We start from the raw sequence: 21062 nt of genomic DNA on the forward strand, positions 1-21062 counted from the left end.
GCGATGAGCAAGAAATCCATCGACACCTACAAGCAGGTTCGGATCAGCCAGGAAGTCAGCAACTATCGGGCAGTACAGATGCTGCTCGATGGCGCCATTGAGCGCCTGCTGCTGGCGAAACAGGCTCAGGCGGAGGGCAAACCCAACCTGCGTGGCGAGGCGGTGGGCTCGACACTGAGCATCATTGGCGTGCTGCAGGCCAGTCTGGATAAGGAACTGGGTGGTGATATCGCCGAGAACCTTGATGCCCTGTACGACTACATGACCCGCCGTTTGGCTGGTGTCGCCCTGGATGGTACGCCGCGCTCCCTGGACGAAGTTCAGGCGCTGCTGGGGCAGATCAAAACTGCCTGGGATGCCATCGGCCCCGAAGTCGAAACACCTCCTGCCGGCTGACTTCATTGCTAAAGCTTTGCCCTGTGATGCCGATATCTTGAGTATCCAGCAAGCAGAATGGCGAGAGCGACAATGAATGCGATGGCGGCCCTCCGGCAGTATCAAACCGTCAACACTCAGACTCAATTGACCGATGCAGATCCGCACCGCCTGATTCAGATGTTGATGGATGGCGGCCTGTCCCGCCTGGCTCAGGCCAGGGGTGCGATGCAGTACGGTCAGTTGGCGGCCAAGGGTGAACTTATCGGCAAGGCCATCGGTATCATTGGTGGCCTGCGCGATGGGCTGAACTTTGCGCAGGGTGGCGAAATCGCGGTCAACCTGGACCGGCTCTATGAATACATGATCTCTCGTCTGGTCAAAGCCAATCGAGACAACGATATGGCGCTGATCGACGAAGTGGCCGATCTGCTGCGTAATGTGAAATCCGGTTGGGATGCCATCAGTCACTGATGCGTGCCACAAGCCGAGAGGGGAATCTCATGAGTTCATCCGTGCAACGTCTGGAAGCCACCGGCAGTGCCCTGCGCGACGCCCTGGCCCGCCAGGACTGGGCAGCCATCGGCGAGCTGGATGCGCAGTGCCGGCAGGCCGTCGACGAAGCCATGGTCGAGGCCGTGCGCGACGAAGGCGTACTGCGTGAGCGCATGCAGGAATTGCTCGACCTCTATCGCGAGCTGGTGACCATGTGTCAGACCGAGCAACGCCGCCTGGCCGGCGAGCTGGTGCAGCTGAACCAGTCGCAGCAGGGTGCGAAGGTCTACCAACTGTTTACCTGAGTTCGACTTCGACGGCCCGAGTCGAACGCGTTTTTGCCCTTCATTCTGATTTTCCTCGCGAATACGCAAGAAAAATCACGTCATTAAATTGACTCGCGCCTTGTTTTTGACTTTACTAGTGGCCAATTGCCGGTGTTGCCTGCTGTAGTGGCAGGCAATTTCATTTCCAGCTCGCGAGTCAGAACCTAACAAGATGTGGCGTGAAACCAAGATTCTGCTGATTGACGACAACTGCGAGCGCCGCCGCGATTTGGCGGTCATCCTCAATTTCCTCGGCGAAGAACACTTTTCCTGCGACAGCGCCGGCTGGCGGGAAACCGTGGCGCCGCTGGATTCCAGCCGCACCGTGCTGTGCGTGCTGCTCGGCGATGTAGTAACCAAGGGCGGGGCGCTGGAGCTGCTCAAGCAGCTGACGGCCTGGGATGAAAACCTGCCGTTGCTGCTGATCGGCGAGGCGGCGCCGGCGGACTGGCCGGAAGACCTGCGGCGTCGGGTGCTGGCCAGCCTGGAAATGCCGGCCAGCTACAACAAGCTGCTCGATTCCCTGCATCGCGCCCAGGTCTACCGCGAGATGTACGACCAGGCGCGCGAGCGCGGTCGCCAGCGCGAGCCCAACCTGTTCCGCAGCCTGGTCGGCACCAGCCGCGCCATTCATCACGTGCGGCAGATGATGCAGCAGGTCGCCGATACCGAGGCCAGCGTGCTGATCCTCGGCGAGTCCGGTACCGGCAAGGAAGTGGTCGCGCGCAACCTGCATTATCACTCCCGGCGTCGCGAAGCGCCGTTCGTGCCGGTCAACTGTGGCGCGATTCCTGCCGAGCTGCTGGAAAGCGAGCTGTTCGGCCACGAGAAGGGCGCGTTCACCGGTGCCATCACCAGCCGGGCCGGGCGTTTCGAGCTGGCCAATGGCGGCACCCTGTTCCTCGACGAGATCGGCGACATGCCGCTGCCGATGCAGGTCAAGCTGCTGCGCGTGCTGCAGGAGCGCACCTTCGAGCGTGTCGGCAGCAACAAGACGCAGAGCGCCGACGTGCGCATCATCGCCGCCACCCACAAGGACCTGGAGAAGATGATCGAGGAGGGGACTTTCCGTGAAGACCTCTACTACCGCCTCAACGTCTTCCCCATCGAGATGGCGCCGCTGCGCGAGCGGGTGGAAGACATCCCGCTGCTGATGAACGAGCTGATCTCGCGCATGGAGTTCGAGAAGCGCGGTTCCATCCGCTTCAACTCGGCCTCGATCATGTCGCTGTGTCGGCATGACTGGCCGGGCAACGTGCGCGAGCTGGCCAACCTGGTTGAACGCATGGCGATCATGCATCCCTATGGGGTGATCGGGGTGGGCGAGCTGCCGAAGAAGTTCCGTCATGTCGATGACGAGGACGAGCAGCTGGCGACCAGCCTGCGCGAGGAGTTCGAGGAGCGCGCCGCCATCGGTGCCGGGCTGCCCGGGGTATCCACCGCCGCCATGCTGCCGCCGGAAGGCCTGGACCTCAAGGACTACCTGGGCAACCTCGAGCAGGGTCTGATCCAGCAGGCGCTGGATGATGCCGGCGGAGTGGTGGCGCGAGCCGCCGAACGCCTGCGCATTCGCCGCACCACGCTGGTGGAGAAAATGCGCAAGTACGGCATGAGTCGCCGCGATGAAGAGGCGGGCGACGAGGACTGAGCCTCTCCCGTTTCCTTGTCGATAGAGCCGGAGCTTTGACACAGCCTCCGGCTTTATTTTTTAAGTAATTGATTAATAACGACATTTTTTTAGGCACGGGTATTGCTAAGACTCTACTGACTGACCGTCTGCTGACGGTCTGCCCAGTGAGAGAAGAGCATGAGTCAGGCCGCCCAACAGCCGCAAACCCCGCAATCCGTGGCCCCCGCGCCCGTCGAGCAAGCCAGCCGTGCGAGCCTGGAGCAGGCGTTCGAGCTGTTCAATCAGATGTCGACGCAGCTCACGGCCTCCTACAGCATGCTCGAGGCCCGGGTCACCGAGCTCAAGGGCCAGCTGGCGCTGGTCAGTGCCCAGCGCATGCAGGAGCTGGCGGAGAAGGAGCGCCTGGCCCATCGCCTGCAGAGCCTGCTCGATCTGCTGCCGGGCGGCGTCATCGTCATCGATGGCCAGGGCGTGGTGCGCGAGGCCAATCCGGTGGCGCGCAACCTGCTGGTCAAGCCCCTGGTCGGCATGCTCTGGCGCGAAGTCATTCAGCGCAGCTTTGCCCCGCGCGAGGATGACGGTCATGAAATTTCCCTCAAGGATGGCCGCCGGCTGTCCATCGCCACCCGTTCGCTGCATGGCGAGCCGGGGCAGCTGGTATTGCTCACCGACCTGACGGAAACCCGTCGCCTGCAGGATCAGCTGTCGCGTCACGAGCGCCTGTCGGCCCTCGGGCGCATGGTCGCCTCGCTGGCCCATCAGATTCGCACACCGCTGTCGGCGGCCCTGCTGTATGCCAGCCACCTGGCCGAACAGGCGTTGCCGCTGGAGCAGCAGCAGCGCTTCGCCGGGCGCCTGAAGGAACGCCTGCACGAGCTGGAGCACCAGGTGCGCGACATGCTGGTGTTTGCCCGGGGCGAGCTGCCCCTGCCGGATCGCCTCGCCCCGGCGGCGCTGTTCGCTGCCCTGCGCAGTGCCGCCGAGTCGCATGTGCAGGGCCTGAACGTGCGCTGGCAGTGCGACGCCCGCGGCGGCGAGCTGCTGTGCAATCGCGACACCCTGGTCGGCACCGTGCTCAACCTGATCGAGAACTCGATCCAGGCCGCCGGCCGCGAGGCGCGCCTGAAGATCCATCTGTATGCGCGCGGCAACAGCCTGCGCCTGTGCGTCAGCGACAACGGCCAGGGCATCGCCCCGGACACCCTGGCGCGCCTCGGCGAGCCTTTCTTCACCACCAAGACCACCGGAACCGGCCTCGGCCTCGCCGTGGTCCAGGCGGTGGCGCGCGCCCACCAGGGCGAACTGCAGCTGCGCTCGCGCGTTGGCCGCGGCACTTGCGCCACCCTCGTTCTGCCGCGGCTTCCCGCGGCGCCATCGGTTAACCAGGAGTAACGCCATGACTGCCAAGATTCTGCTGGTTGAAGACGACCGTGCACTGCGCGAGGCGCTGGCCGACACCCTGCTGCTCGGCGGGCACGAGTTGCGTGCGGTGGAGTGTGCCGAGGACGCGCTGCTGGCGCTGACCGAGGAGGCCTTCAGCCTGGTGGTCAGCGACGTCAACATGCCGGGCATGGATGGCCATCAGCTGCTCGGGCTGATCCGTAGCCGCTACCCGCAGCTGCCGGTGCTGCTGATGACCGCCTACGGTGCGGTGGAGCGGGCCGTGGATGCGATCCGCCAGGGCGCCGCCGATTACCTGGTCAAGCCGTTCGAACCCAGGGCCCTGCTCGATCTGGTGGCCCGCCACGCCCTCGGTCGCCTCGGCGCGGCCGAGCAGGACGGCCCGGTGGCCTTCGAGCCGGCCAGCCTGCAGCTGCTGGAGCTGGCCGCGCGGGTGGCGCGCAGCGACTCCACCGTGCTGATTTCCGGCGAGTCGGGCACCGGTAAAGAGGTGCTGGCGCGCTACATCCACCAGCAATCGCCGCGGGCCGGCAAGCCGTTCATCGCGATCAACTGCGCGGCGATTCCGGACAACATGCTCGAGGCCACCCTGTTCGGTCATGAGAAGGGCGCATTCACCGGGGCGATTGCCGCCCAGCCGGGCAAGTTCGAGCTGGCCGAAGGCGGCACCATCCTCCTCGACGAAATCTCCGAGATGCCCATGGCGCTGCAGGCCAAGCTCCTGCGCGTGTTGCAGGAGCGCGAAGTGGAGCGGGTCGGCGCGCGCAAGCCGATCAACCTGGATATCCGCGTGCTGGCCACCACCAACCGCGACCTGGCCGGCGAAGTGGCGGCCGGGCGTTTCCGCGAGGACCTCTACTATCGCCTGTCGGTGTTCCCGCTGGCCTGGCGGGCGCTGCGCGAGCGTCCCGCCGATATTCTGCCGCTGGCCGAGCGCCTGCTGGCCAAGCACGTCAAAAAAATGAACCACGCCGCCGTGCAGCTCTCGCCCCAGGCTCGCGCCTGCCTGCTCGCTCACCCCTGGCCAGGTAACGTGCGCGAGCTGGATAATGCCATCCAGCGTGCGCTGATCCTGCAGCAGGGCGGGCTGATCCAGCCCCAGGACCTGTGCCTGACCGCGCCGATCGGCATGGCTCCCGTGTCTGTGGCAGCGCCGCCCTTGAGCCTGGTGCCGACGGCGCCGCCGGTAGCGGCCGTCGAATCGACGGTCACACCGGTTGCGCCGGTGGAGGCGGGGGGCGCCTTGGGCGAAGACCTGCGTCGCCGCGAGTTCCAGGTGATCATCGACACCCTGCGTTCCGAGCGTGGCCGCCGCAAGGAAGCCGCCGAGCGCCTGGGCATCAGCCCGCGCACCCTGCGCTACAAGCTCGCGCAGATGCGCGATGCCGGCATGGATGTCGAGGCTTACCTGTTCGCCAGCTGACCCCCTGCGGCGTTCTTCCCGGAGCATCCCCTGGCCCGCCCTGTGCGGGCCTGCGCTTTTTGGCACCCTTGTTGCTAATACCTCTGTACAGAGCCGCGTAGCGTCAAAAAACCGCGGCCGCCGGAGAACGATCATGAGTCAAGGTGTCGAGTTCAATCGCCTGATGTTGGAAATGCGCTCCATGCAGATGGAAGCCATGGCCAAGCAGAAGCCGCCTGTCGCCAGCGTGGCGGAGCCGGGAGCGCCAAGCTTCGCCGACATGCTCGGCCAGGCCGTGGGCAAGGTGAACGAGACCCAGCAGGCTTCGACGCAGCTGGCCAACGCCTTCGAGATGGGCCAGGGCGGCGTCGACATCACCGACGTGATGATTGCCTCGCAAAAGGCCAGCGTGTCCTTCCAGGCGATGACCCAGGTGCGCAACAAGCTGGTCCAGGCCTACCAAGACATCATGCAGATGCCGGTCTAACGGGGCGGAGTTGAGTCATGGCTGAAGCAGTCGCTGCAAACGTACCCGCCACCACCTCGGCGGCCGAGTCGAAGAAACCCCTGTTCGGGTTGTCGTTCCTGGAAAACCTCTCCGACATGTCCATGCTGCGGCAGATCGGCCTGCTGGTCGGCCTGGCCGCCAGCGTGGCGATCGGCTTCGCCGTTGTGCTCTGGTCGCAGCAGCCGGATTACCGGCCGTTGTACGGCAGCCTGGCGGGCATGGACACCAACCAGGTGGTCGAGACCCTGGCCGCCGCCGATATCGCCTACACCATCGAGCCGAATTCCGGCGCCCTGCTGGTCAAGTCGGAAGACTACGGCCGCGCGCAGATGAAGCTGGCCAGCGCCGGCGTGGCGCCGCGCGACGGCAACGTCGGCTTCGAAATCCTCGACCAGGAGCAGGGCCTGGGCACCAGCCAGTTCATGGAAGCCACCCGTTACCGCCGTGGCCTGGAAGGCGAGCTGGCCCGCACCATCTCCAGCCTGAACAACGTCAAGGCGGCCCGCGTGCACCTGGCCATCCCGAAGAGTTCGGTGTTCGTCCGCGACGAACGCAAGCCCAGCGCCTCGGTGCTGGTCGAGCTGTATCCGGGCCGTTCCCTGGAGCCGAGCCAGGTGATGGCCATCGTCAACCTGGTCGCCACCAGCGTGCCGGAGCTGACCAAGTCGCAGATCACCGTGGTCGACCAGAAGGGCAACCTGCTCTCCGACCAGCAGGAAATGTCCGAGCTGAGCATGGCCGGCAAGCAGTTCGACTACAGCCGGCGCATGGAGAGCCTGTTCACCCAGCGCGTGCACAACATTCTGCAGCCGGTGCTGGGCAACGGCCGCTACAAGGCGGAAGTCTCCGCCGATGTCGACTTCAGCGCGGTCGAATCGACCTCGGAAATGTTCAACCCGGACCAGCCGGCGCTGCGCAGCGAGCAGCAGGTCAACGAACAGCGCTCCAGCAGCCTGCCGCCGCAAGGCGTGCCGGGTGCCCTGAGCAACCAGCCGCCGGGCGCGGCAGCCGCCCCGCAGCAGGCGGCTCCGGCCCAACCGGCCCCGGCCGGGCCGATCGCCTCCGGGCAACCGCTGCTGGATGCCAATGGCCAGCAGGTCATGGACCCGGCCACCGGTCTGCCGATGCTGGCGCCGTACCCGGCCGACAAGCGCGAGCAGTCCACCCGCAACTTCGAGCTGGATCGTTCGATCAGCTACACCAAGCAGCAGCAGGGCCGCCTCAAACGCCTGTCGGTGGCCGTGGTGCTGGATGACCAGATCAAGATCGATGCGCAAACCGGCGAAACCACCCGCACGCCCTGGAGCGCCGAGGAACTGGCGCGCTTCACCCGCCTGGTGCAGGACGCCGTGGGCTTCGACGCCAGCCGCGGCGACAGCGTCAGCGTGATCAATACCGCCTTCGTCGCCGACACCGGCGAGGAAACCATCGAGATTCCGTTCTACTCGCAGCCCTGGTTCTGGGATGTGGTCAAGCAGGTGCTTGGCGTGCTGTTCATCCTGGTGCTGGTGTTCGGCGTGCTGCGTCCGGTGCTCAACAACATCACCACCGCCGGCAAGGGCTCCGCTGGCGGTCGTGCCGGCGACGTCGACCTCGGCGACATGGGCGGCCTGGACGGCGAGCTGTCGGCCGACCGGGTGAGCCTCGGCGGCCCGCAAAGCATCCTGCTGCCCAGCCCGTCCGAGGGGTATGATGCGCAGCTGAACGCCATCAAGAGCCTGGTGGCAGAAGATCCGGGCCGCGTGGCCCAGGTGGTGAAAGAGTGGATCAACGCCGATGAGTGATAATCGCACCGCAGCCAAGCTGAACAAGGTCGACAAGGCCGCCATCCTCCTGCTGTCCCTCGGCGAGACCGATGCCGCGCAGGTGCTGCGTCATCTCGGGCCCAAGGAAGTGCAGCGGGTCGGCGTGGCCATGGCAGGCATGCGCAATATCCAGCGCGAGCAGGTCGAGGGCGTGATGAGCGAGTTCGTCGACATAGTCGGCGACCAGACCAGCCTGGGCGTCGGCGCCGACGGCTACATCCGCAAGATGCTCACCCAGGCCCTGGGCGAGGACAAGGCCGGCAACCTGATCGACCGCATCCTCCTCGGCGGCAGCACCAGCGGCCTGGACAGCCTGAAGTGGATGGAGCCGCGCGCCGTGGCCGACGTGATCCGCTACGAGCACCCGCAGATCCAGGCCATCGTGGTCGCCTACCTCGACCCCGACCAGGCCGGCGAAGTACTCGGCCACTTCGACCACAAGGTGCGCCTGGACATCGTCCTGCGCGTGTCTTCGCTGAATACCGTGCAGCCGGCGGCACTCAAGGAACTCAACCAGATCCTCGAGAAGCAGTTCTCCGGCAGTGCCAGCACCACCCGCGCCAACCTCGGCGGGGTCAAGCGCGCCGCCGACATCATGAACTTCCTCGACAGCTCGATCGAAGGCCAGCTGATGGACTCGATCCGCGAAGTGGACGAGGACCTGTCGAGCCAGATCGAGGACCTGATGTTCGTCTTCGACAACCTCGCCGATGTCGACGACAAGGGCATCCAGGCGCTGATGCGTGAGGTGTCCTCCGACGTGCTGGTGCTGGCGCTCAAGGGCGCCGACGAGGCGATCAAGGACAAGGTCTTCAAGAACATGTCCAAGCGCGCCGCCGAGCTGCTGCGCGACGACCTGGACGCCAAGGGGCCGGTTCGCGTCAGCGACGTCGAGACCGCGCAGAAGGAAATTCTCACCATCGCTCGTCGCATGGCCGAATCCGGCGAGATCGTTCTCGGCGGCGCGGGCGGCGAGGCGATGATCTAAGGCGGATAGCAGCATGGTCCCCAAGGATGCGCCCAGCGAGCTGATTCGCGCCAAGGATGTCGGTGGCTTCGACCGCTGGGCCTTGCCCAGCTTCGATCCCGCGGTGACAGTGCCGGCCGAGCCTGAACCGATCCAGGTTGCCGAACCCGAGCCACAGCCGCAGGTGGAAGAAGTTGCCATCGAGGAAGTCAAGCCGCTGACGCTCGATGAGCTCGAGGCGATCCGCCAGGATGCCTACAACGAGGGTTTCGCCGCCGGCGAGAAGGACGGCTTCCATGCCGGCCAGCTCAGGGCCAAGCAGGAGGCCGACACGGCCCTGGCGCTCAAGGTGCAGAGCCTGGAGCAGCTGATGGGCCAGTTGCTGGAGCCGATCGCCAACCAGGACCGGGAGCTGGAACTGGCCCTGGTCAACCTGGTCAGCCAGATGACCCGCCAGGTGATCCAGCGCGAACTGAACAGCGATTCCAGTCAGATCCGCAGCGTGCTGCGCGAGGCCCTCAAGCTGTTGCCGATGGGTGCCAGCAATATCCGCATCCACATCCATCCGCAGGACTTCGAGCTGGTCAAGGCCCTGCGCGAACGCCACGAGGAAAGCTGGCGGATTCTCGAGGACGAGTCGCTGCAGCCCGGCGGTTGCCGGGTCGAGAGCGAGCACAGCCGCATCGACGCGAGCATCGAGACGCGCCTGGCGCTGGCCCTCAAGCAGCTGTTCGAGCAGCAGCGCGCGCAGATGACCAGCCCGCCCGAGGCGGACATCCACGTCGATCTGGAAGCACCCGATGCGTCTTGAACGCACCAGCTTCGCCAAGCGCCTGGCCGGCTATCACGAGGTCGTCGCGCTGCCCAGCCAGCCGGTGGTCGAGGGCCGCCTGCTGCGCATGGTCGGCCTCACCCTGGAAGCCGAAGGTCTGCGTGCCGCGCTGGGCAGCCGCTGCCTGGTGATCAACGACGACAGTTACCACCCGGTGCAGGTCGAGGCCGAGGTCATGGGTTTCTCCGCCGGCAAGGTCTACCTGATGCCGGTCGGCAGCCTCACCGGTATCGCCCCCGGCGCGCGCGTGGTGCCGCTGCCGGATACCGGGCGCCTGCCGATGGGCATGTCGATGCTCGGTCGCGTGCTGGACGGCGCCGGCCGCGCCCTGGACGGCAAGGGCGGGATGAAGGCCGAGGACTGGGTACCGATGGACGGGCCGACCATCAACCCGCTCAAGCGCCATCCGATCAGCGTGCCGCTGGATGTCGGCATCCGCTCGATCAACGGCCTGCTCACCGTCGGCCGCGGCCAGCGCCTGGGCCTGTTCGCCGGCACCGGGGTGGGCAAGTCGGTGCTGCTGGGCATGATGACCCGCTTCACCGAGGCCGAGATCATCGTGGTCGGGCTGATCGGCGAGCGCGGCCGCGAGGTCAAGGAGTTCATCGACGAGATCCTCGGCGAGGAGGGCATCAAGCGCTCGGTGGTGGTCGCCTCGCCGGCCGACGACGCGCCGCTGATGCGCCTGCGGGCGGCCATGTACTGCACGCGCATCGCCGAATACTTCCGCGACAAGGGCAAGAACGTCCTGCTGCTGATGGATTCGCTGACCCGTTTCGCCCAGGCCCAGCGCGAGATCGCCCTGGCCATCGGCGAGCCGCCGGCGACCAAGGGCTACCCGCCCTCGGTGTTCGCCCGCCTGCCACGGCTGGTGGAGCGCGCCGGCAATGCCGAGGCCGGTGGCGGTTCGATCACCGCCTTCTACACCGTGTTGAGTGAGGGCGACGACCAGCAGGACCCGATCGCCGACGCCGCGCGCGGGGTGCTCGACGGTCACTTCGTGCTGTCGCGCCGGCTGGCCGAGGAGGGCCATTACCCGGCCATCGATATCGAGGCCTCGATCAGCCGGGTCATGCCGCAGGTGGTCAGCCCCGAGCATCTCAAACAGGCCCAGCGCTTCAAGCAGCTGTGGTCGCGCTACCAGCAGAGTCGCGACCTGATCAGCGTCGGCGCCTATGTGCCGGGGGGCGATGCCGACACCGACCTGGCCATCGCCCGCCAGCCGGTCATGGCCCGCTATCTGCGCCAGGGCCTCCATGAAAGCGAAGGCCTGGCGGCCAGTGCCGCGCAACTGGCCCAGGTGTTCAACCCCTCGGCACCCGGCGCCTAAGCCATGGCCAATAGTCGTGCCGCGCGCCTGGCGCCGGTGATCGAGATGGCCGAGCGCGCCGAGCGCGAGGCGGCGCGCCAGCTCGGCCACTGCCAGGGCCTGCTGGGCAAGGCCGAGGCGCAGCTCGGCGAGCTCGAACGCTACCGCGGCGATTACCAGCAGCAGTGGATTACCGAGGGCCGCCAGGGCGTGTCCGGGCAGTGGCTGATGAACTACCAGCGGTTTCTCTCGCAGCTGGAAACCGCCATCGGCCAGCAGCAGCAGAGCGTCAACTGGCACCGCGACAACCTGGGCAAGGCGCGCAGTCTCTGGCAACAGCGCTATGCTCGTCTGGAAGGCCTGCGCAAGCTGGTGCAGCGCTACCTCGACGAGGCGCGCCTGGCTGAAGACAAACGCGAACAGAAACTGCTCGACGAGCTGGCCCAGCGCCTGCCCGCGCGTGATCAGTCGTGATCGCGGTTGCTGGCTGCGACGCCGAGTGCTAAATCTGTCGCAGCACGGCACGCATAAAAAATAAGGAGTGCTTCATGACCATCAGCGTACTGCCCTCGGATGACGGACAGGAACTGACCATTCAGATTCAGGGGCGTTTCGATTTTTCTGCGCACCAGGAGTTTCGCGACGCCTATGAGCGGGTGAACATGACGCCCAAGCGCTATGTGGTCGATCTCAAGGGCGCCACCTATCTGGACAGCTCGGCGCTGGGCATGCTCCTGCTGCTGCGCGACCATGCCGGTGGCGACCATGCGCGCATCAACCTGGTCAACTGCAACCCGGATGTGCGCAAGATCCTCTCCATCTCCAACTTCGAACAGTTGTTCCAGATCGGCTGACCCCCCATGCCGACGCGCTTGTCCATCCTGATCGCCGAGGACAATGCCGCGGACCGCATGCTGCTGTCCACCATCGTCAACCGCCAGGGCCATCGCGTGCTGACCGCCAGCAACGGACTGGAGGCGGTCATGCTGTTCGAGCAGGAGCGCCCGCAGCTGGTGCTGATGGATGCGCTGATGCCGGTGATGGATGGCTTCGAGGCGGCGCGGCGAATCAAGGCCTGCGCCGGCGAGGCGCTGGTGCCGATCATCTTCCTCACCTCGCTGACCGAGAGCGAAGCGCTGGTGCGCTGCCTGGAGGCGGGTGACGACTTTCTCGCCAAACCCTACAACCGGGTCATCCTCGAAGCCAAGATCCGCGCCATGGACCGCCTGCGCCGCCTGCAGGACACGGTCGTGCAGCAGCGCGACCTGATCGCCAAGCACAACGAACACCTGCTCACCGAGCAGCGGGTGGCCAAGGCGGTATTCGACAAGGTGGCGCACTCCGGCTGCCTCAACGCGCCGAATATCCGCTACCTGCAATCGCCCTTCGCCCTGTTCAACGGCGACCTGCTGCTGGCCGCGTTCAAGCCCTCGGGCGGCATGCATATCCTGCTCGGCGACTTCACCGGCCACGGCCTGCCGGCGGCCATTGGCGCCATGCCGCTGGCCGAGGTGTTCTACGGCATGACGGCCAAGGGCTTTTCCCTGGCGGAAATCCTCCGCGAGATGAACGCCAAGCTCAAACGCATCCTGCCGGTGGGGGTGTTCTGCTGCGCCACGGTGCTCAACCTCAGCTTCCAGCGGCGGGTGGTGGAGGTGTGGACCGGCGGCCTGCCCGACGGCTACCTGCTGGATGCCGCCACGGGTACGCGCACCGCCCTGGTTTCCCGGCACCTGCCGCTCGGCGTCCTGGACCCGGCCAGCTTCGATGATCGTTACGAAGTGCACCCGCTGGGCCTGGGCGACCGGCTGTTCCTGTTCTCCGACGGGGTGCTGGAAACCTGCGACAGCGCCGGGCAGATGTTTGGCGAGCAGCGCCTGCAGGCCATCTTCGACGGCCATTGCCCGCCGGCGCAGCTGTTCGATGAGATCCAGCAGGCGCTGGCGGCGTTTCGCGGGGCGGCGCAGGACGACGTCAGCATGATCGAAGTCGGCCTGGTCGAGGAGGGGCAGCTCAGCCGCCCGCCGCTGGCCTTCTCCGACAGCGGCCTGAACAGCCCGCTGGACTGGTCGGCCAGCTTCGAATTCCGCGCGCCAACCCTCAAGCGCTTCAATCCCTTGCCCTTCCTGCTGCAGCTGCTGCTCGAGGTGCAGGGCCTGCGGGCCCAGGGCGGGGCCTTGTATACGGTGCTCGCCGAGCTGTACTCCAACGCCCTGGAGCATGGCGTGCTGGGCCTGGATTCCTCGCTCAAGTGCGACGCCGAAGGCTTCGCCCGCTACTACCAGGAGCGCAGCGCGCGCCTGGCCGGGCTCGCCGAGGGCTATGTGCGCTTTCACCTGGAGTTGCAGCCGCAGGCCGATGGCGGGGTGCTGCGGGTGCGCATCGAGGACAGCGGCAGCGGCTTCGATGTCAGCGGCGCCCTGGCTCTGCCGCAGCGGCTCGACCGCCTCAGCGGGCGCGGCCTGGGCCTGGTCCGCCAGCTGGCCCGGGATTGCCAGTGGTCGCCGGACGGACGCAGCGTAAGCGTGGAGTTCTGCTGGTCCGCTCAGGCATAATCGGGGCTCTTGATCAAGGAGTGAACAGGTGTCTGATCTCCACCTCGATAGCAATGTGCTGCTAACGCTACAGGACGTCATGGAGGACGAATACCCGGTGCTGCTGGATACCTTCCTGGCCGACTCGACCGAGCGCCTGCGCGGTTTGCAGCAGGCCCGGCAGGCTGCCGATGCCCAGGCGCTGCGCCTGGCGGCGCACAGCTTCAAGGGCAGCTGCAGCAACATGGGCGCGGCCCAGCTGGCCGGCCTATGCAAGCAGCTCGAAGAGGCTGCGCGGCGCGAGCAGCTGGACGAAGCCCCGGCCCTGATCGAGCAGATCGAGCGCGAGTTTGCCATCGTGCGCATCCTGTTCCGCGCCGAGCGCCAGCGTTACCGTTAGGCGCCAGCCGGCGCGCCGCACTCGTCTGGTGAACCTGGCCCGGTGCTTGCTATATCTCCGTACGACCCAACCAGAACGGAGAGTACCCATGTCCGTTGCACCGGATTTCCTGCTGCAGAGCGCCCCCGAAGTCAGGCCCAAGGCTGCCGTGGCCAAAGCCCCGAACGCTGCGCCGGAGCCCGCCAAGAACGAGGCTTCCAGCTTTGCCGAGGTGTACGCCAAGGAGCGCCAGAGCAAGGCGGCGGAACGCAAGGAGAGCGCCGCCAAGGCCGGCCAGGAACGCAGCGACAGCGGCAAGCCGGATGAACCGGCGGTTGCCGAGGCGGCCGGCGAAGCGCCAGTCGTTGCCGATAGCGGCAAGGCCTTGCCGGACGACGAGCTGGCCGAAGGCGAGGAGGGTGCCGTCGATCCCTTGCTGCTGATGGCCCTGGGCGGCCAGCTGCCGGTCGAGGAGACGGGCGAGACGACGCTCGCCGGCGGTCTCGGCGCCGAGGTGGCGGACGAAGCGCTGCCCGCGACCCCGCTGCCGACGGCGCTGGTCGGCAGTGCCGCCCCGGCGCAGTTGAGCGAGGCCAGCCATGATCCTGAACTGGACATGCTCAACAGCCTGCCCGGTGTGCGCCTGGCCCTGGAGATCGGCGCGCAGAACCAGGCCGCCGCCCCGCAGCAGCTGAGCCCGGGGGCGCTGGCGGCGCAGCAGGCGGCCAACCCCGAGGAAGGCTTCGCCAATGCCCTGGCCGCCCTGGCCGGGGATGCCGTGCCCGCCGAGGAGGGCGGCGACGAGGTGTTCGACAGTGCCGAACTGCTGGCCGATGGGCTGGAGACCAGCCTGCCCGGCGTCCGCGAAGGCCAGGTCGATGCCCGCGCCGATGCGCTGGCCAGCAAGCTCAGCGCTTTGAGCCAGGCCATCGCCCAGCAGACCAGCGTGGCCCAGCGCCTGCCGCTGGTGCCCGGGCAGCCGGTGCCGATGCAGCAGGGCGCCTGGAGCGAGGCGGTGGTCGACCGGGTCATGTGGCTGTCCAGCCAGAACCTCAAGTCGGCCGAGATCCAGCTCGACCCGGCGGAGCTGGGGCGTCTGGAGGTGCGCATCGAGATGAACAAGGATCAGGCCGCCCAGGTCACCTTCGTCAGCGCCAACGCCAACGTGCGCGATCAGCTGGAAGGCCAGCTGCAGCGCCTGCGCGACATGTTCAGCCAGCAGGGCATGGGCCAGCTCGATGTCAACGTGTCCGACCAGTCGCTGGCCCGCGGCTGGCAGGGTGGTGGCGATGACGGGCGGCGCCAGGCCGGCTCGGGTGGCGGGCGCGGCCAGGACGGCGAGGTCGAGTCGCTCGCCGGTGTCAGCGAACTGCGCGGGGCGGCCGGCGCCGCGCTGCGTGGCCTGGTGGACTACTACGCCTGAGCCGTTGCGGCTTGATTCAAGCTGTTCAGCTGCGCCCGGTGCCAAGAAAAGCACCGGGCGCAGTCGTTTTCGGGTGACAGCGGGTCTGCGCCTTGGTATATCGGCAGGCCGTGTCGCGGGCGCCGGAGCGGCCACTTTGTTTGCAAGGTGGCATAACACTTGCTCTAAGCCTTTGACCGCAGACAAAACCCAGATCAGCGACGGATTTTTGGCATGGCAAAGAAACAAGCGCCGCAACCTCCAACCGATGGCGACAAGCCCGCCGGCAAGAGCAAGCTCAAGCTCATCATCCTGATCGTGGTGGCGCTGCTGCTGGCCGTCAGCCTGTCCGTCGGCGCCACGCTGTTCTTCCTCGGCAAGCAGGATGACGGCAAGCCTGAGGCCGACGCGGAGCAGGCGGCCGAGACGACGCCCGTCAAGAAGTCGGCCATCTACGAACAGATTGCCCCGGCCTTCATCGTCAATTTCAACTATCAGGGCCGCCAGCGCTACATGCAGGTCAGCGTGGCCCTGATGGCCCGCGACCAGGCCGAGCTGGATGCCCTGAAGGTGCATATGCCGGTGCTGCGCAACCGCCTGGTGATGCTGTTTTCCGGCCAGGACTACGCCGCGTTGATCACCCCGGTGGGCAAGGAAATGCTGCGCCAGCAGGCGACCACCACGGTGCAGGAACTGGCGCAGAAGGAGACCGGCAAGATGGTGGTCGAACAGGTGCTCTTCACCAATCTCGTGTTGCAGTAGGCAGGAGTCAGCCATGGCCGTACAGGACCTGCTGTCACAGGACGAAATCGACGCGCTGCTGCACGGCGTCGACGATGGTCTGGTCGACACCGAGGACGATGCCGAACCCGGTAGCGTCAAGAGCTACGACCTGACCAGCCAGGATCGCATCGTCCGCGGACGCATGCCGACCCTGGAGATGATCAACGAACGTTTCGCCCGCTACACCCGCATCAGCATGTTCAACCTGCTGCGCCGCTCGGCCGATGTGGCGGTGGGCGGGGTGCAGGTGATGAAGTTCGGCGAGTACGTGCACTCGCTGTATGTGCCGACCAGCCTCAACCTGGTGAAGATGAAGCCGCTGCGCGGCACCGGCCTGTTCATCCTCGACGCCAAGCTGGTGTTCAAGCTGGTCGACAACTTCTTCGGCGGCGACGGCCGCCACGCCAAGATCGAGGGCCGCGAATTCACCCCGACCGAGCTGCGCGTGGTGCGCATGGTGCTGGACCAGGCCTTCATCGACCTCAAGGAGGCCTGGCACGCGGTGCTGGACGTCAACTTCGAGTACATCAACTCGGAAGTGAACCCGGCGCTGGCCAACATCGTCAGCCCCAGCGAAGTGATAGTCGTGTCGACCTTCCATATCGAGCTGGATGGCGGTGGCGGCGACCTGCACATCACCATGCCCTACTCGATGATCGAGCCGATCCGCGAAATGCTCGATGCCGGCTTCCAGTCTGATGTCGACGACCAGGACGAGCGCTGGATCAAGGCCCTGCGCGAGGACATCCTCGACGTCAACGTGCCTCTGGGCGCCACCGTGGCCCACCGCCAGCTCAAGCTGCGCGACATCCTGCACATGCAGCCGGGCGACGTGATCCCGGTGGAACTGCCGGAAAACATCATCATGCGTGCCAACGGCGTGCCGGCCTTCAAGGTCAAGCTGGGGGCGCACAAGGGCAACCTGGCCATGCAGGTCATCGAACCGATCGAGCGCTTGCGTTAAGCGAGTGCCGGGGCCCGTCTGAGCGGGCTCATCCACACAACAGCCCGCCGAGGAATAGCAATGGCAGACGAAGAAGGTACCTCCCCCGAGGAGCAGGCACTGGCCGATGAGTGGGCCGCGGCACTGGCCGAGGCCGGCGATGACGCCAACCAGGACGATATCGATGCGCTGATGGCGCAGGGCGGCGGCATGGCGCAACCGGCGGCACCGCGGGTGGCGATGGAGGAGTTCGGGGCAGGGCCCAAGCTCAGCAACGGCCCGGTCAGCCTGGACGGGCCGAACCTGGACGTGATCCTGGATATCCCGGTGTCGATCTCCATGGAAGTCGGCAGCACCGATATCTCCATCCGCAACCTGCTGCAGCTCAACCAGGGCTCGGTGGTCGAGCTCGACCGCCTGGCCGGCGAGCCGCTCGACGTGCTGGTCAACGGCACGCTGATCGCCCATGGCGAGGTGGTGGTGGTCAACGAGAAGTTCGGCATCCGCCTGACCGACGTGATCAGCCCCAGCGAACGCATCAAGAAACTGCGCTGAGACGACCATGCGCAGACTCTTCAGCCTATTGCTGGCCCTGCCGCTGAGCGCTCTGGCCGATCCCGCCGCGGCGCCCGCGGCCACTCCGCTGGCCGGCTCCGGTATCGGCGGCCAGCTGGTGCAGCTGCTGCTCGGCCTGCTGCTGGTGGTCGGCCTGATCTTCGCCCTGGCCTGGGTCATGCGCCGGGTGCAGCAGTTCGGTCCGCGCGGCGGTCAGGTGATCAAGCTGGTGGCCAGCCAGGCCCTGGGCCCGCGCGACAGGCTGCTGCTGGTGCAGGTCGGCGGCGAGCAGATCCTCCTCGGCATCAGTGCCGGGCGCATCAGCCCGCTGCACGTGCTCAAGGAGCCGGTCGCCCTGGGCGAGGCCGAGCCGGCCACCCCGGAGTTCGCCCAGCGCCTGATGGAGCTGCTTGGCAAGGACAATAAGGACAAGACATGAGCGCCCGGCGCATTCTGCTGACCCTGCTGCTGGCGCTGGCGGCACCGCTGGCGTTCGGCGCCGATGACCCCTTGTCGCTCAAAGCGATCACCCTGAGCACCAACGCCGAAGGGCAGCAGGAGTATTCGGTCAGCCTGCAGATCCTGCTGATCATGACGGCGCTGAGCTTCATCCCGGCGTTCGTCATGCTGATGACCAGCTTCACCCGGATCATCATCGTGTTCTCCATCCTGCGCCAGGCCCTGGGCCTGCAGCAGACGCCGTCGAACCAGATACTGGTCGGCCTGGCGCTGTTCCTGACGCTGTTCATCATGGCGCCGGTGTTCGAGCAGATTAACCGCGAGGCCCTGCAGCCCTATCTCAACGAGCAGCTGCCGGCCCAGGAGGCGATCGGCAAGGCCGAGGTGCCGATCAAGGCCTTCATGCTGGCGCAGACCCGTGCCTCCGACCTGGAGCTGTTCGTGCGCCTGTCCAAGCGCACCGACATCGCCGCGCCGGACCAGGCGCCGCTGACCATCCTGATCCCGGCGTTCGTCACCTCCGAGCTGAAGACCGCGTTCCAGATCGGTTTCATGATCTTCATCCCGTTCCTGATCATCGATATGGTGGTGGCCAGCATCCTCATGGCCATGGGCATGATGATGCTCTCGCCGCTGATCATTTCCCTGCCGTTCAAGATCATGCTGTTCGTCCTGATCGACGGCTGGGCGCTGATCATGGGCACCCTGGCCGGCAGCTTCGGCACGATTTAGAGAGGCGCACATGACTCCGGAAATAGCCGTCGACCTGTTTCGTGAAGCGCTCTGGCTGACCGCCCTGATCGTTGGCCTGATGGTCCTGCCCAGCCTGCTGGTGGGCCTGCTGGTGGCCATGTTCCAGGCCGCCACGCAGATCAACGAACAGACCCTGAGCTTCGTCCCGCGCCTGCTGGTGATGCTGCTCACCCTGATCTGGGCCGGTCCCTGGCTGGTGCGCCAGCTGATGGAGTACACCCAGAACCTGATCCAGAACATCCCGTTGTTGATCGGCTGATGCTCGAGCTGACCAATGCGCAGATCGGCGGCTGGATCGGCCAGTTCCTCCTGCCGCTGTTTCGCATCGCCTCTATGCTGATGGTCATGCCGGTGATCGGCACCCAGCTGGTGCCGACGCGGGTGCGCCTGTACCTGGCGCTGGCGATCTGCCTGGTGCTGGTGCCGAACCTGCCGCCGATGCCACAGGTCGACTCGGTCAGCCTGCAGTCCATGCTGCTGATCGGCGAGCAGGTGCTGATCGGGGTGATGTTCGGCTTCATCCTGCAGCTGTACTTTCACCTGTTCTCGGTCGCCGGGCAGATCATCGCGATCCAGATGGGCCTGGGCTTCGCCTCCATGGTCGACCCCACCAATGGGGTGTCGGTGCCGGTGCTCGGCCAGTTCCTGCTGATGCTGGTGACCCTGCTGTTCCTCGCGATGAACGGCCACCTGGTGGTGTTCGAGGTGCTGGCCGAGAGTTTCGTGACCCTGCCGGTCGGCCAGGGCCTGCTGGTCGATCACTACTGGGAACTGGCCGGCAAACTCAGCTGGGTAATGGCCGCCGGCCTGCTGCTGGCGCTGCCGGTGGTGATCGCCCTGCTAGTGGTCAACCTGGCCTTCGGCGTGATGACCCGTGCGGCGCCGCAGCTGAACATCTTCTCCATCGGTTTCCCGCTGACCCTGGTGCTGGGTTTGCTCATCTTCTGGCTGGGCATCGCCGATTTCCTCGCCCATTTCCAGGTGCTGACCAGCGAAGCCCTGCAACAGTTGCGCGAACTGGCGCAGGCGCGCTAAGGAGGTACCGTGGCGGAAAGTGAAAGCGGTGCCGACAAGAGCGAGGAACCCACCAGCAAGCGCCTGGAGGAGGCGCGCAAGAAAGGCCAGATCGCCCGCTCGCGCGAGCTCAATACCCTGGCGGTGACCCTCGCCGGCGCGATAGCGCTGCTGATGTACGGCGCGCAGATGGGTGACGGCCTGCTGCGCATCATGCGCAGCAACTTCGCCTTGCCGCGCGAGGTGCTGCTGGATGAGGGCTCGATGGCCCTGTACCTGCTGGCGGCCGGCAAGGATGCGCTGGTGCTGCTGCAGCCGTTCCTCATCGTGCTGCTGATCGCTTCGATCGTCGGTCCGATTGCCTTGGGCGGCTGGCTGTTCTCCGCCGAGGCGCTGCAACCCAAGGCCAGCCGGATGAACCCCTGGGAAGGGCTCAAGCGCATGTTCTCGACCAAGGCCCTGATCGAGCTGCTGAAGGCCCTGGCCAAGTTCATCATCATCCTGCTGGTCGGCCTCGCCGTGCTCTCGGCCGACCAGGACGACCTGCTGGCCCTGGCCAACGAGCCGATCGACTCAGCCATCCTGCACGGCGCCCAGATCGTCGGCTGGAGCGCCCTTTGGCTGGCCAGCGGGCTGATCCTGATTGCCGCGGTGGACGTGCCGTTCCAGCTATGGGACGCCAAGCAGAAGCTGATGATGACCAAGCAGGAGGTGCGCGACGAGTACAAGGACAGCGAGGGCAAGCCAGAGGTCAAGTCGAAGATCCGCCAGTTGCAGCGCGAGATGGCCGAGCGGCGGATGATGCAGGCGGTGCCGGAGGCTGACGTGGTGATCACCAACCCGACGCACTTCGCCGTGGCCCTCAAGTACGACCCGGCCAAGGGCAGTGCGCCGGTGCTGCTGGCCAAGGGTGGCGATTTCCTGGCGCTGAAGATTCGCGAGATCGCCCAGGAGCACAAGGTCACCCTGCTGGAATCGCCGGCCCTGGCGCGGGCGGTGTACTTCTCCACCGAAATCGACCACGAGATTCCCGCCGGCCTGTACCTGGCGGTGGCCCAGGTGCTGGCCTACGTCTACCAGCTCAAGCAGTTCCGCGCCGGCAAGGGCAAGCGCCCGGGGCCGCTGCCGGACCTGCCGATCCCGCCGGATCTGCGCCGCGACGAATAGCGGCAGCGGCAAGGCGCAGGCGA

At 66.2% G+C, this 21062-nt stretch carries 24 protein-coding genes; all 24 read left to right on the forward strand.

The genetic code is table 11. From position 1 onward, the window contains the following. The first annotated feature begins 3 nt into the window (after positions 1–3). The 24 genes from fliS (F3I62_RS10700) to flhB all read left to right on the forward strand — a co-directional run bounded on the left by fliS (F3I62_RS10700) (position 4) and on the right by flhB (position 21039). On the forward strand, positions 4–396 hold the full coding sequence (gene fliS / locus F3I62_RS10700) for a flagellar export chaperone FliS (RefSeq protein ID WP_160489634.1): 393 nt from the start codon (positions 4–6) through the stop codon (positions 394–396). A 72-nt stretch (positions 397–468) separates the two neighbouring features. Next, the gene (gene fliS, locus F3I62_RS10705) at positions 469–849 is read left to right on the forward strand and encodes a flagellar export chaperone FliS (protein ID WP_160489635.1); all 381 of its coding nucleotides are present in this window, start codon (positions 469–471) and stop codon (positions 847–849) included. Between the two features lie 29 nt (positions 850–878). Continuing rightward, positions 879–1175: a flagellar protein FliT gene (gene fliT / locus F3I62_RS10710; RefSeq protein WP_160489636.1), complete on the forward strand. Its 297-nt coding sequence runs from the start codon at positions 879–881 to the stop codon at positions 1173–1175. Between the two features lie 193 nt (positions 1176–1368). After that, complete coding sequence (locus F3I62_RS10715) at positions 1369–2844, forward strand: sigma-54 dependent transcriptional regulator (RefSeq protein ID WP_160489637.1); 1476 nt, start codon at positions 1369–1371, stop codon at positions 2842–2844. A 159-nt stretch (positions 2845–3003) separates the two neighbouring features. Next, on the forward strand, positions 3004–4218 hold the full coding sequence (locus tag F3I62_RS10720) for a PAS domain-containing sensor histidine kinase (RefSeq protein ID WP_160489638.1): 1215 nt from the start codon (positions 3004–3006) through the stop codon (positions 4216–4218). A 4-nt stretch (positions 4219–4222) separates the two neighbouring features. Beyond that, positions 4223–5650: a sigma-54-dependent response regulator transcription factor FleR gene (gene fleR / locus F3I62_RS10725; RefSeq protein ID WP_160489639.1), complete on the forward strand. Its 1428-nt coding sequence runs from the start codon at positions 4223–4225 to the stop codon at positions 5648–5650. A 133-nt stretch (positions 5651–5783) separates the two neighbouring features. After that, positions 5784–6116, forward strand: coding sequence for a flagellar hook-basal body complex protein FliE (gene fliE, locus F3I62_RS10730; RefSeq protein ID WP_160079342.1), 333 nt, complete (start codon positions 5784–5786; stop codon positions 6114–6116). Positions 6117–6133: 17 nt separating this feature from the next. Further along, complete coding sequence (gene fliF, locus F3I62_RS10735; RefSeq protein WP_160489640.1) at positions 6134–7921, forward strand: flagellar basal-body MS-ring/collar protein FliF; 1788 nt, start codon at positions 6134–6136, stop codon at positions 7919–7921. After that, complete coding sequence (gene fliG / locus F3I62_RS10740; protein ID WP_160489641.1) at positions 7914–8930, forward strand: flagellar motor switch protein FliG; 1017 nt, start codon at positions 7914–7916, stop codon at positions 8928–8930. The genes fliF and fliG overlap by 8 nt, the downstream gene beginning before the upstream one ends. Before the next feature lie 13 nt (positions 8931–8943). After that, positions 8944–9720, forward strand: a complete 777-nt coding sequence (gene fliH, locus F3I62_RS10745) for a flagellar assembly protein FliH (protein ID WP_160489642.1) — start codon at positions 8944–8946, stop codon at positions 9718–9720. Continuing rightward, the gene (gene fliI, locus F3I62_RS10750) at positions 9710–11071 is read left to right on the forward strand and encodes a flagellar protein export ATPase FliI (RefSeq protein WP_160489643.1); all 1362 of its coding nucleotides are present in this window, start codon (positions 9710–9712) and stop codon (positions 11069–11071) included. The genes fliH and fliI overlap by 11 nt, the downstream gene beginning before the upstream one ends. A 3-nt stretch (positions 11072–11074) precedes the next feature. After that, the gene (gene fliJ / locus F3I62_RS10755; RefSeq protein WP_160489644.1) at positions 11075–11524 is read left to right on the forward strand and encodes a flagellar export protein FliJ; all 450 of its coding nucleotides are present in this window, start codon (positions 11075–11077) and stop codon (positions 11522–11524) included. Between the two features lie 74 nt (positions 11525–11598). After that, positions 11599–11904 (forward strand): STAS domain-containing protein, encoded by a 306-nt coding sequence (locus F3I62_RS10760; protein ID WP_160079348.1) that lies wholly within the window; start codon positions 11599–11601, stop codon positions 11902–11904. Positions 11905–11910: 6 nt separating this feature from the next. Then, positions 11911–13605, forward strand: coding sequence for a fused response regulator/phosphatase (locus F3I62_RS10765; RefSeq protein WP_160489645.1), 1695 nt, complete (start codon positions 11911–11913; stop codon positions 13603–13605). Between the two features lie 28 nt (positions 13606–13633). Next, the gene (locus F3I62_RS10770) at positions 13634–13984 is read left to right on the forward strand and encodes an Hpt domain-containing protein (RefSeq protein ID WP_160489646.1); all 351 of its coding nucleotides are present in this window, start codon (positions 13634–13636) and stop codon (positions 13982–13984) included. Positions 13985–14072: 88 nt separating this feature from the next. Next, positions 14073–15386, forward strand: a complete 1314-nt coding sequence (locus F3I62_RS10775; protein WP_160489647.1) for a flagellar hook-length control protein FliK — start codon at positions 14073–14075, stop codon at positions 15384–15386. Between the two features lie 213 nt (positions 15387–15599). After that, the gene (gene fliL / locus F3I62_RS10780; RefSeq protein WP_160489648.1) at positions 15600–16127 is read left to right on the forward strand and encodes a flagellar basal body-associated protein FliL; all 528 of its coding nucleotides are present in this window, start codon (positions 15600–15602) and stop codon (positions 16125–16127) included. A gap of 13 nt (positions 16128–16140) precedes the next feature. Beyond that, positions 16141–17112 (forward strand): flagellar motor switch protein FliM, encoded by a 972-nt coding sequence (gene fliM / locus F3I62_RS10785; RefSeq protein ID WP_160489649.1) that lies wholly within the window; start codon positions 16141–16143, stop codon positions 17110–17112. 60 nt (positions 17113–17172) lie between these two features. Next, entirely contained in the window at positions 17173–17646 is a 474-nt protein-coding gene (fliN, locus tag F3I62_RS10790; RefSeq protein ID WP_160489650.1) for a flagellar motor switch protein FliN, read from the forward strand. A gap of 7 nt (positions 17647–17653) precedes the next feature. After that, positions 17654–18085, forward strand: coding sequence for a flagellar biosynthetic protein FliO (fliO, locus tag F3I62_RS10795; protein WP_160489651.1), 432 nt, complete (start codon positions 17654–17656; stop codon positions 18083–18085). Then, positions 18082–18837: a flagellar type III secretion system pore protein FliP gene (gene fliP, locus F3I62_RS10800; RefSeq protein WP_160489652.1), complete on the forward strand. Its 756-nt coding sequence runs from the start codon at positions 18082–18084 to the stop codon at positions 18835–18837. Before fliO ends, fliP begins: the two co-directional genes overlap by 4 nt. A gap of 10 nt (positions 18838–18847) precedes the next feature. Continuing rightward, positions 18848–19117 (forward strand): flagellar biosynthesis protein FliQ, encoded by a 270-nt coding sequence (gene fliQ, locus F3I62_RS10805; protein WP_160489653.1) that lies wholly within the window; start codon positions 18848–18850, stop codon positions 19115–19117. Next, entirely contained in the window at positions 19117–19893 is a 777-nt protein-coding gene (fliR, locus tag F3I62_RS10810; RefSeq protein WP_160489654.1) for a flagellar biosynthetic protein FliR, read from the forward strand. Before fliQ ends, fliR begins: the two co-directional genes overlap by 1 nt. Before the next feature lie 9 nt (positions 19894–19902). After that, entirely contained in the window at positions 19903–21039 is a 1137-nt protein-coding gene (gene flhB / locus F3I62_RS10815; protein ID WP_160489655.1) for a flagellar biosynthesis protein FlhB, read from the forward strand. Positions 21040–21062: the final 23 nt, after the last annotated feature.

Source organism: Pseudomonas sp. R-28-1W-6, from assembly GCF_009799925.1.
Classification (GTDB): Bacteria; Pseudomonadota; Gammaproteobacteria; order Pseudomonadales; family Pseudomonadaceae; genus Aquipseudomonas.

Excerpts from the sequence above, each read along its gene's own strand:
- fliG (WP_160489641.1), top strand. The coding sequence starts at position 7,914 with ATGAGTGATAATCGCACCGCAGCCAAGCTGAACAAGGTCGACAAGGCC.
- fliE (WP_160079342.1), top strand. The coding sequence starts at position 5,784 with ATGAGTCAAGGTGTCGAGTTCAATCGCCTGATGTTGGAAATGCGCTCC.
- fliS (WP_160489634.1), top strand. The coding sequence starts at position 4 with ATGAGCAAGAAATCCATCGACACCTACAAGCAGGTTCGGATCAGCCAG.
- F3I62_RS10760 (WP_160079348.1), top strand. The coding sequence starts at position 11,599 with ATGACCATCAGCGTACTGCCCTCGGATGACGGACAGGAACTGACCATT.
- fleR (WP_160489639.1), top strand. The coding sequence starts at position 4,223 with ATGACTGCCAAGATTCTGCTGGTTGAAGACGACCGTGCACTGCGCGAG.
- F3I62_RS10775 (WP_160489647.1), top strand. The coding sequence starts at position 14,073 with ATGTCCGTTGCACCGGATTTCCTGCTGCAGAGCGCCCCCGAAGTCAGG.
- fliH (WP_160489642.1), top strand. The coding sequence starts at position 8,944 with ATGGTCCCCAAGGATGCGCCCAGCGAGCTGATTCGCGCCAAGGATGTC.
- fliO (WP_160489651.1), top strand. The coding sequence starts at position 17,654 with ATGCGCAGACTCTTCAGCCTATTGCTGGCCCTGCCGCTGAGCGCTCTG.
- fliN (WP_160489650.1), top strand. The coding sequence starts at position 17,173 with ATGGCAGACGAAGAAGGTACCTCCCCCGAGGAGCAGGCACTGGCCGAT.
- fliS (WP_160489635.1), top strand. The coding sequence starts at position 469 with ATGAATGCGATGGCGGCCCTCCGGCAGTATCAAACCGTCAACACTCAG.
- fliR (WP_160489654.1), top strand. The coding sequence starts at position 19,117 with ATGCTCGAGCTGACCAATGCGCAGATCGGCGGCTGGATCGGCCAGTTC.
- fliQ (WP_160489653.1), top strand. The coding sequence starts at position 18,848 with ATGACTCCGGAAATAGCCGTCGACCTGTTTCGTGAAGCGCTCTGGCTG.
- fliL (WP_160489648.1), top strand. The coding sequence starts at position 15,600 with ATGGCAAAGAAACAAGCGCCGCAACCTCCAACCGATGGCGACAAGCCC.
- fliI (WP_160489643.1), top strand. The coding sequence starts at position 9,710 with ATGCGTCTTGAACGCACCAGCTTCGCCAAGCGCCTGGCCGGCTATCAC.
- F3I62_RS10715 (WP_160489637.1), top strand. The coding sequence starts at position 1,369 with ATGTGGCGTGAAACCAAGATTCTGCTGATTGACGACAACTGCGAGCGC.
- F3I62_RS10765 (WP_160489645.1), top strand. The coding sequence starts at position 11,911 with ATGCCGACGCGCTTGTCCATCCTGATCGCCGAGGACAATGCCGCGGAC.
- fliF (WP_160489640.1), top strand. The coding sequence starts at position 6,134 with ATGGCTGAAGCAGTCGCTGCAAACGTACCCGCCACCACCTCGGCGGCC.
- F3I62_RS10720 (WP_160489638.1), top strand. The coding sequence starts at position 3,004 with ATGAGTCAGGCCGCCCAACAGCCGCAAACCCCGCAATCCGTGGCCCCC.
- fliJ (WP_160489644.1), top strand. The coding sequence starts at position 11,075 with ATGGCCAATAGTCGTGCCGCGCGCCTGGCGCCGGTGATCGAGATGGCC.
- fliP (WP_160489652.1), top strand. The coding sequence starts at position 18,082 with ATGAGCGCCCGGCGCATTCTGCTGACCCTGCTGCTGGCGCTGGCGGCA.
- fliT (WP_160489636.1), top strand. The coding sequence starts at position 879 with ATGAGTTCATCCGTGCAACGTCTGGAAGCCACCGGCAGTGCCCTGCGC.
- fliM (WP_160489649.1), top strand. The coding sequence starts at position 16,141 with ATGGCCGTACAGGACCTGCTGTCACAGGACGAAATCGACGCGCTGCTG.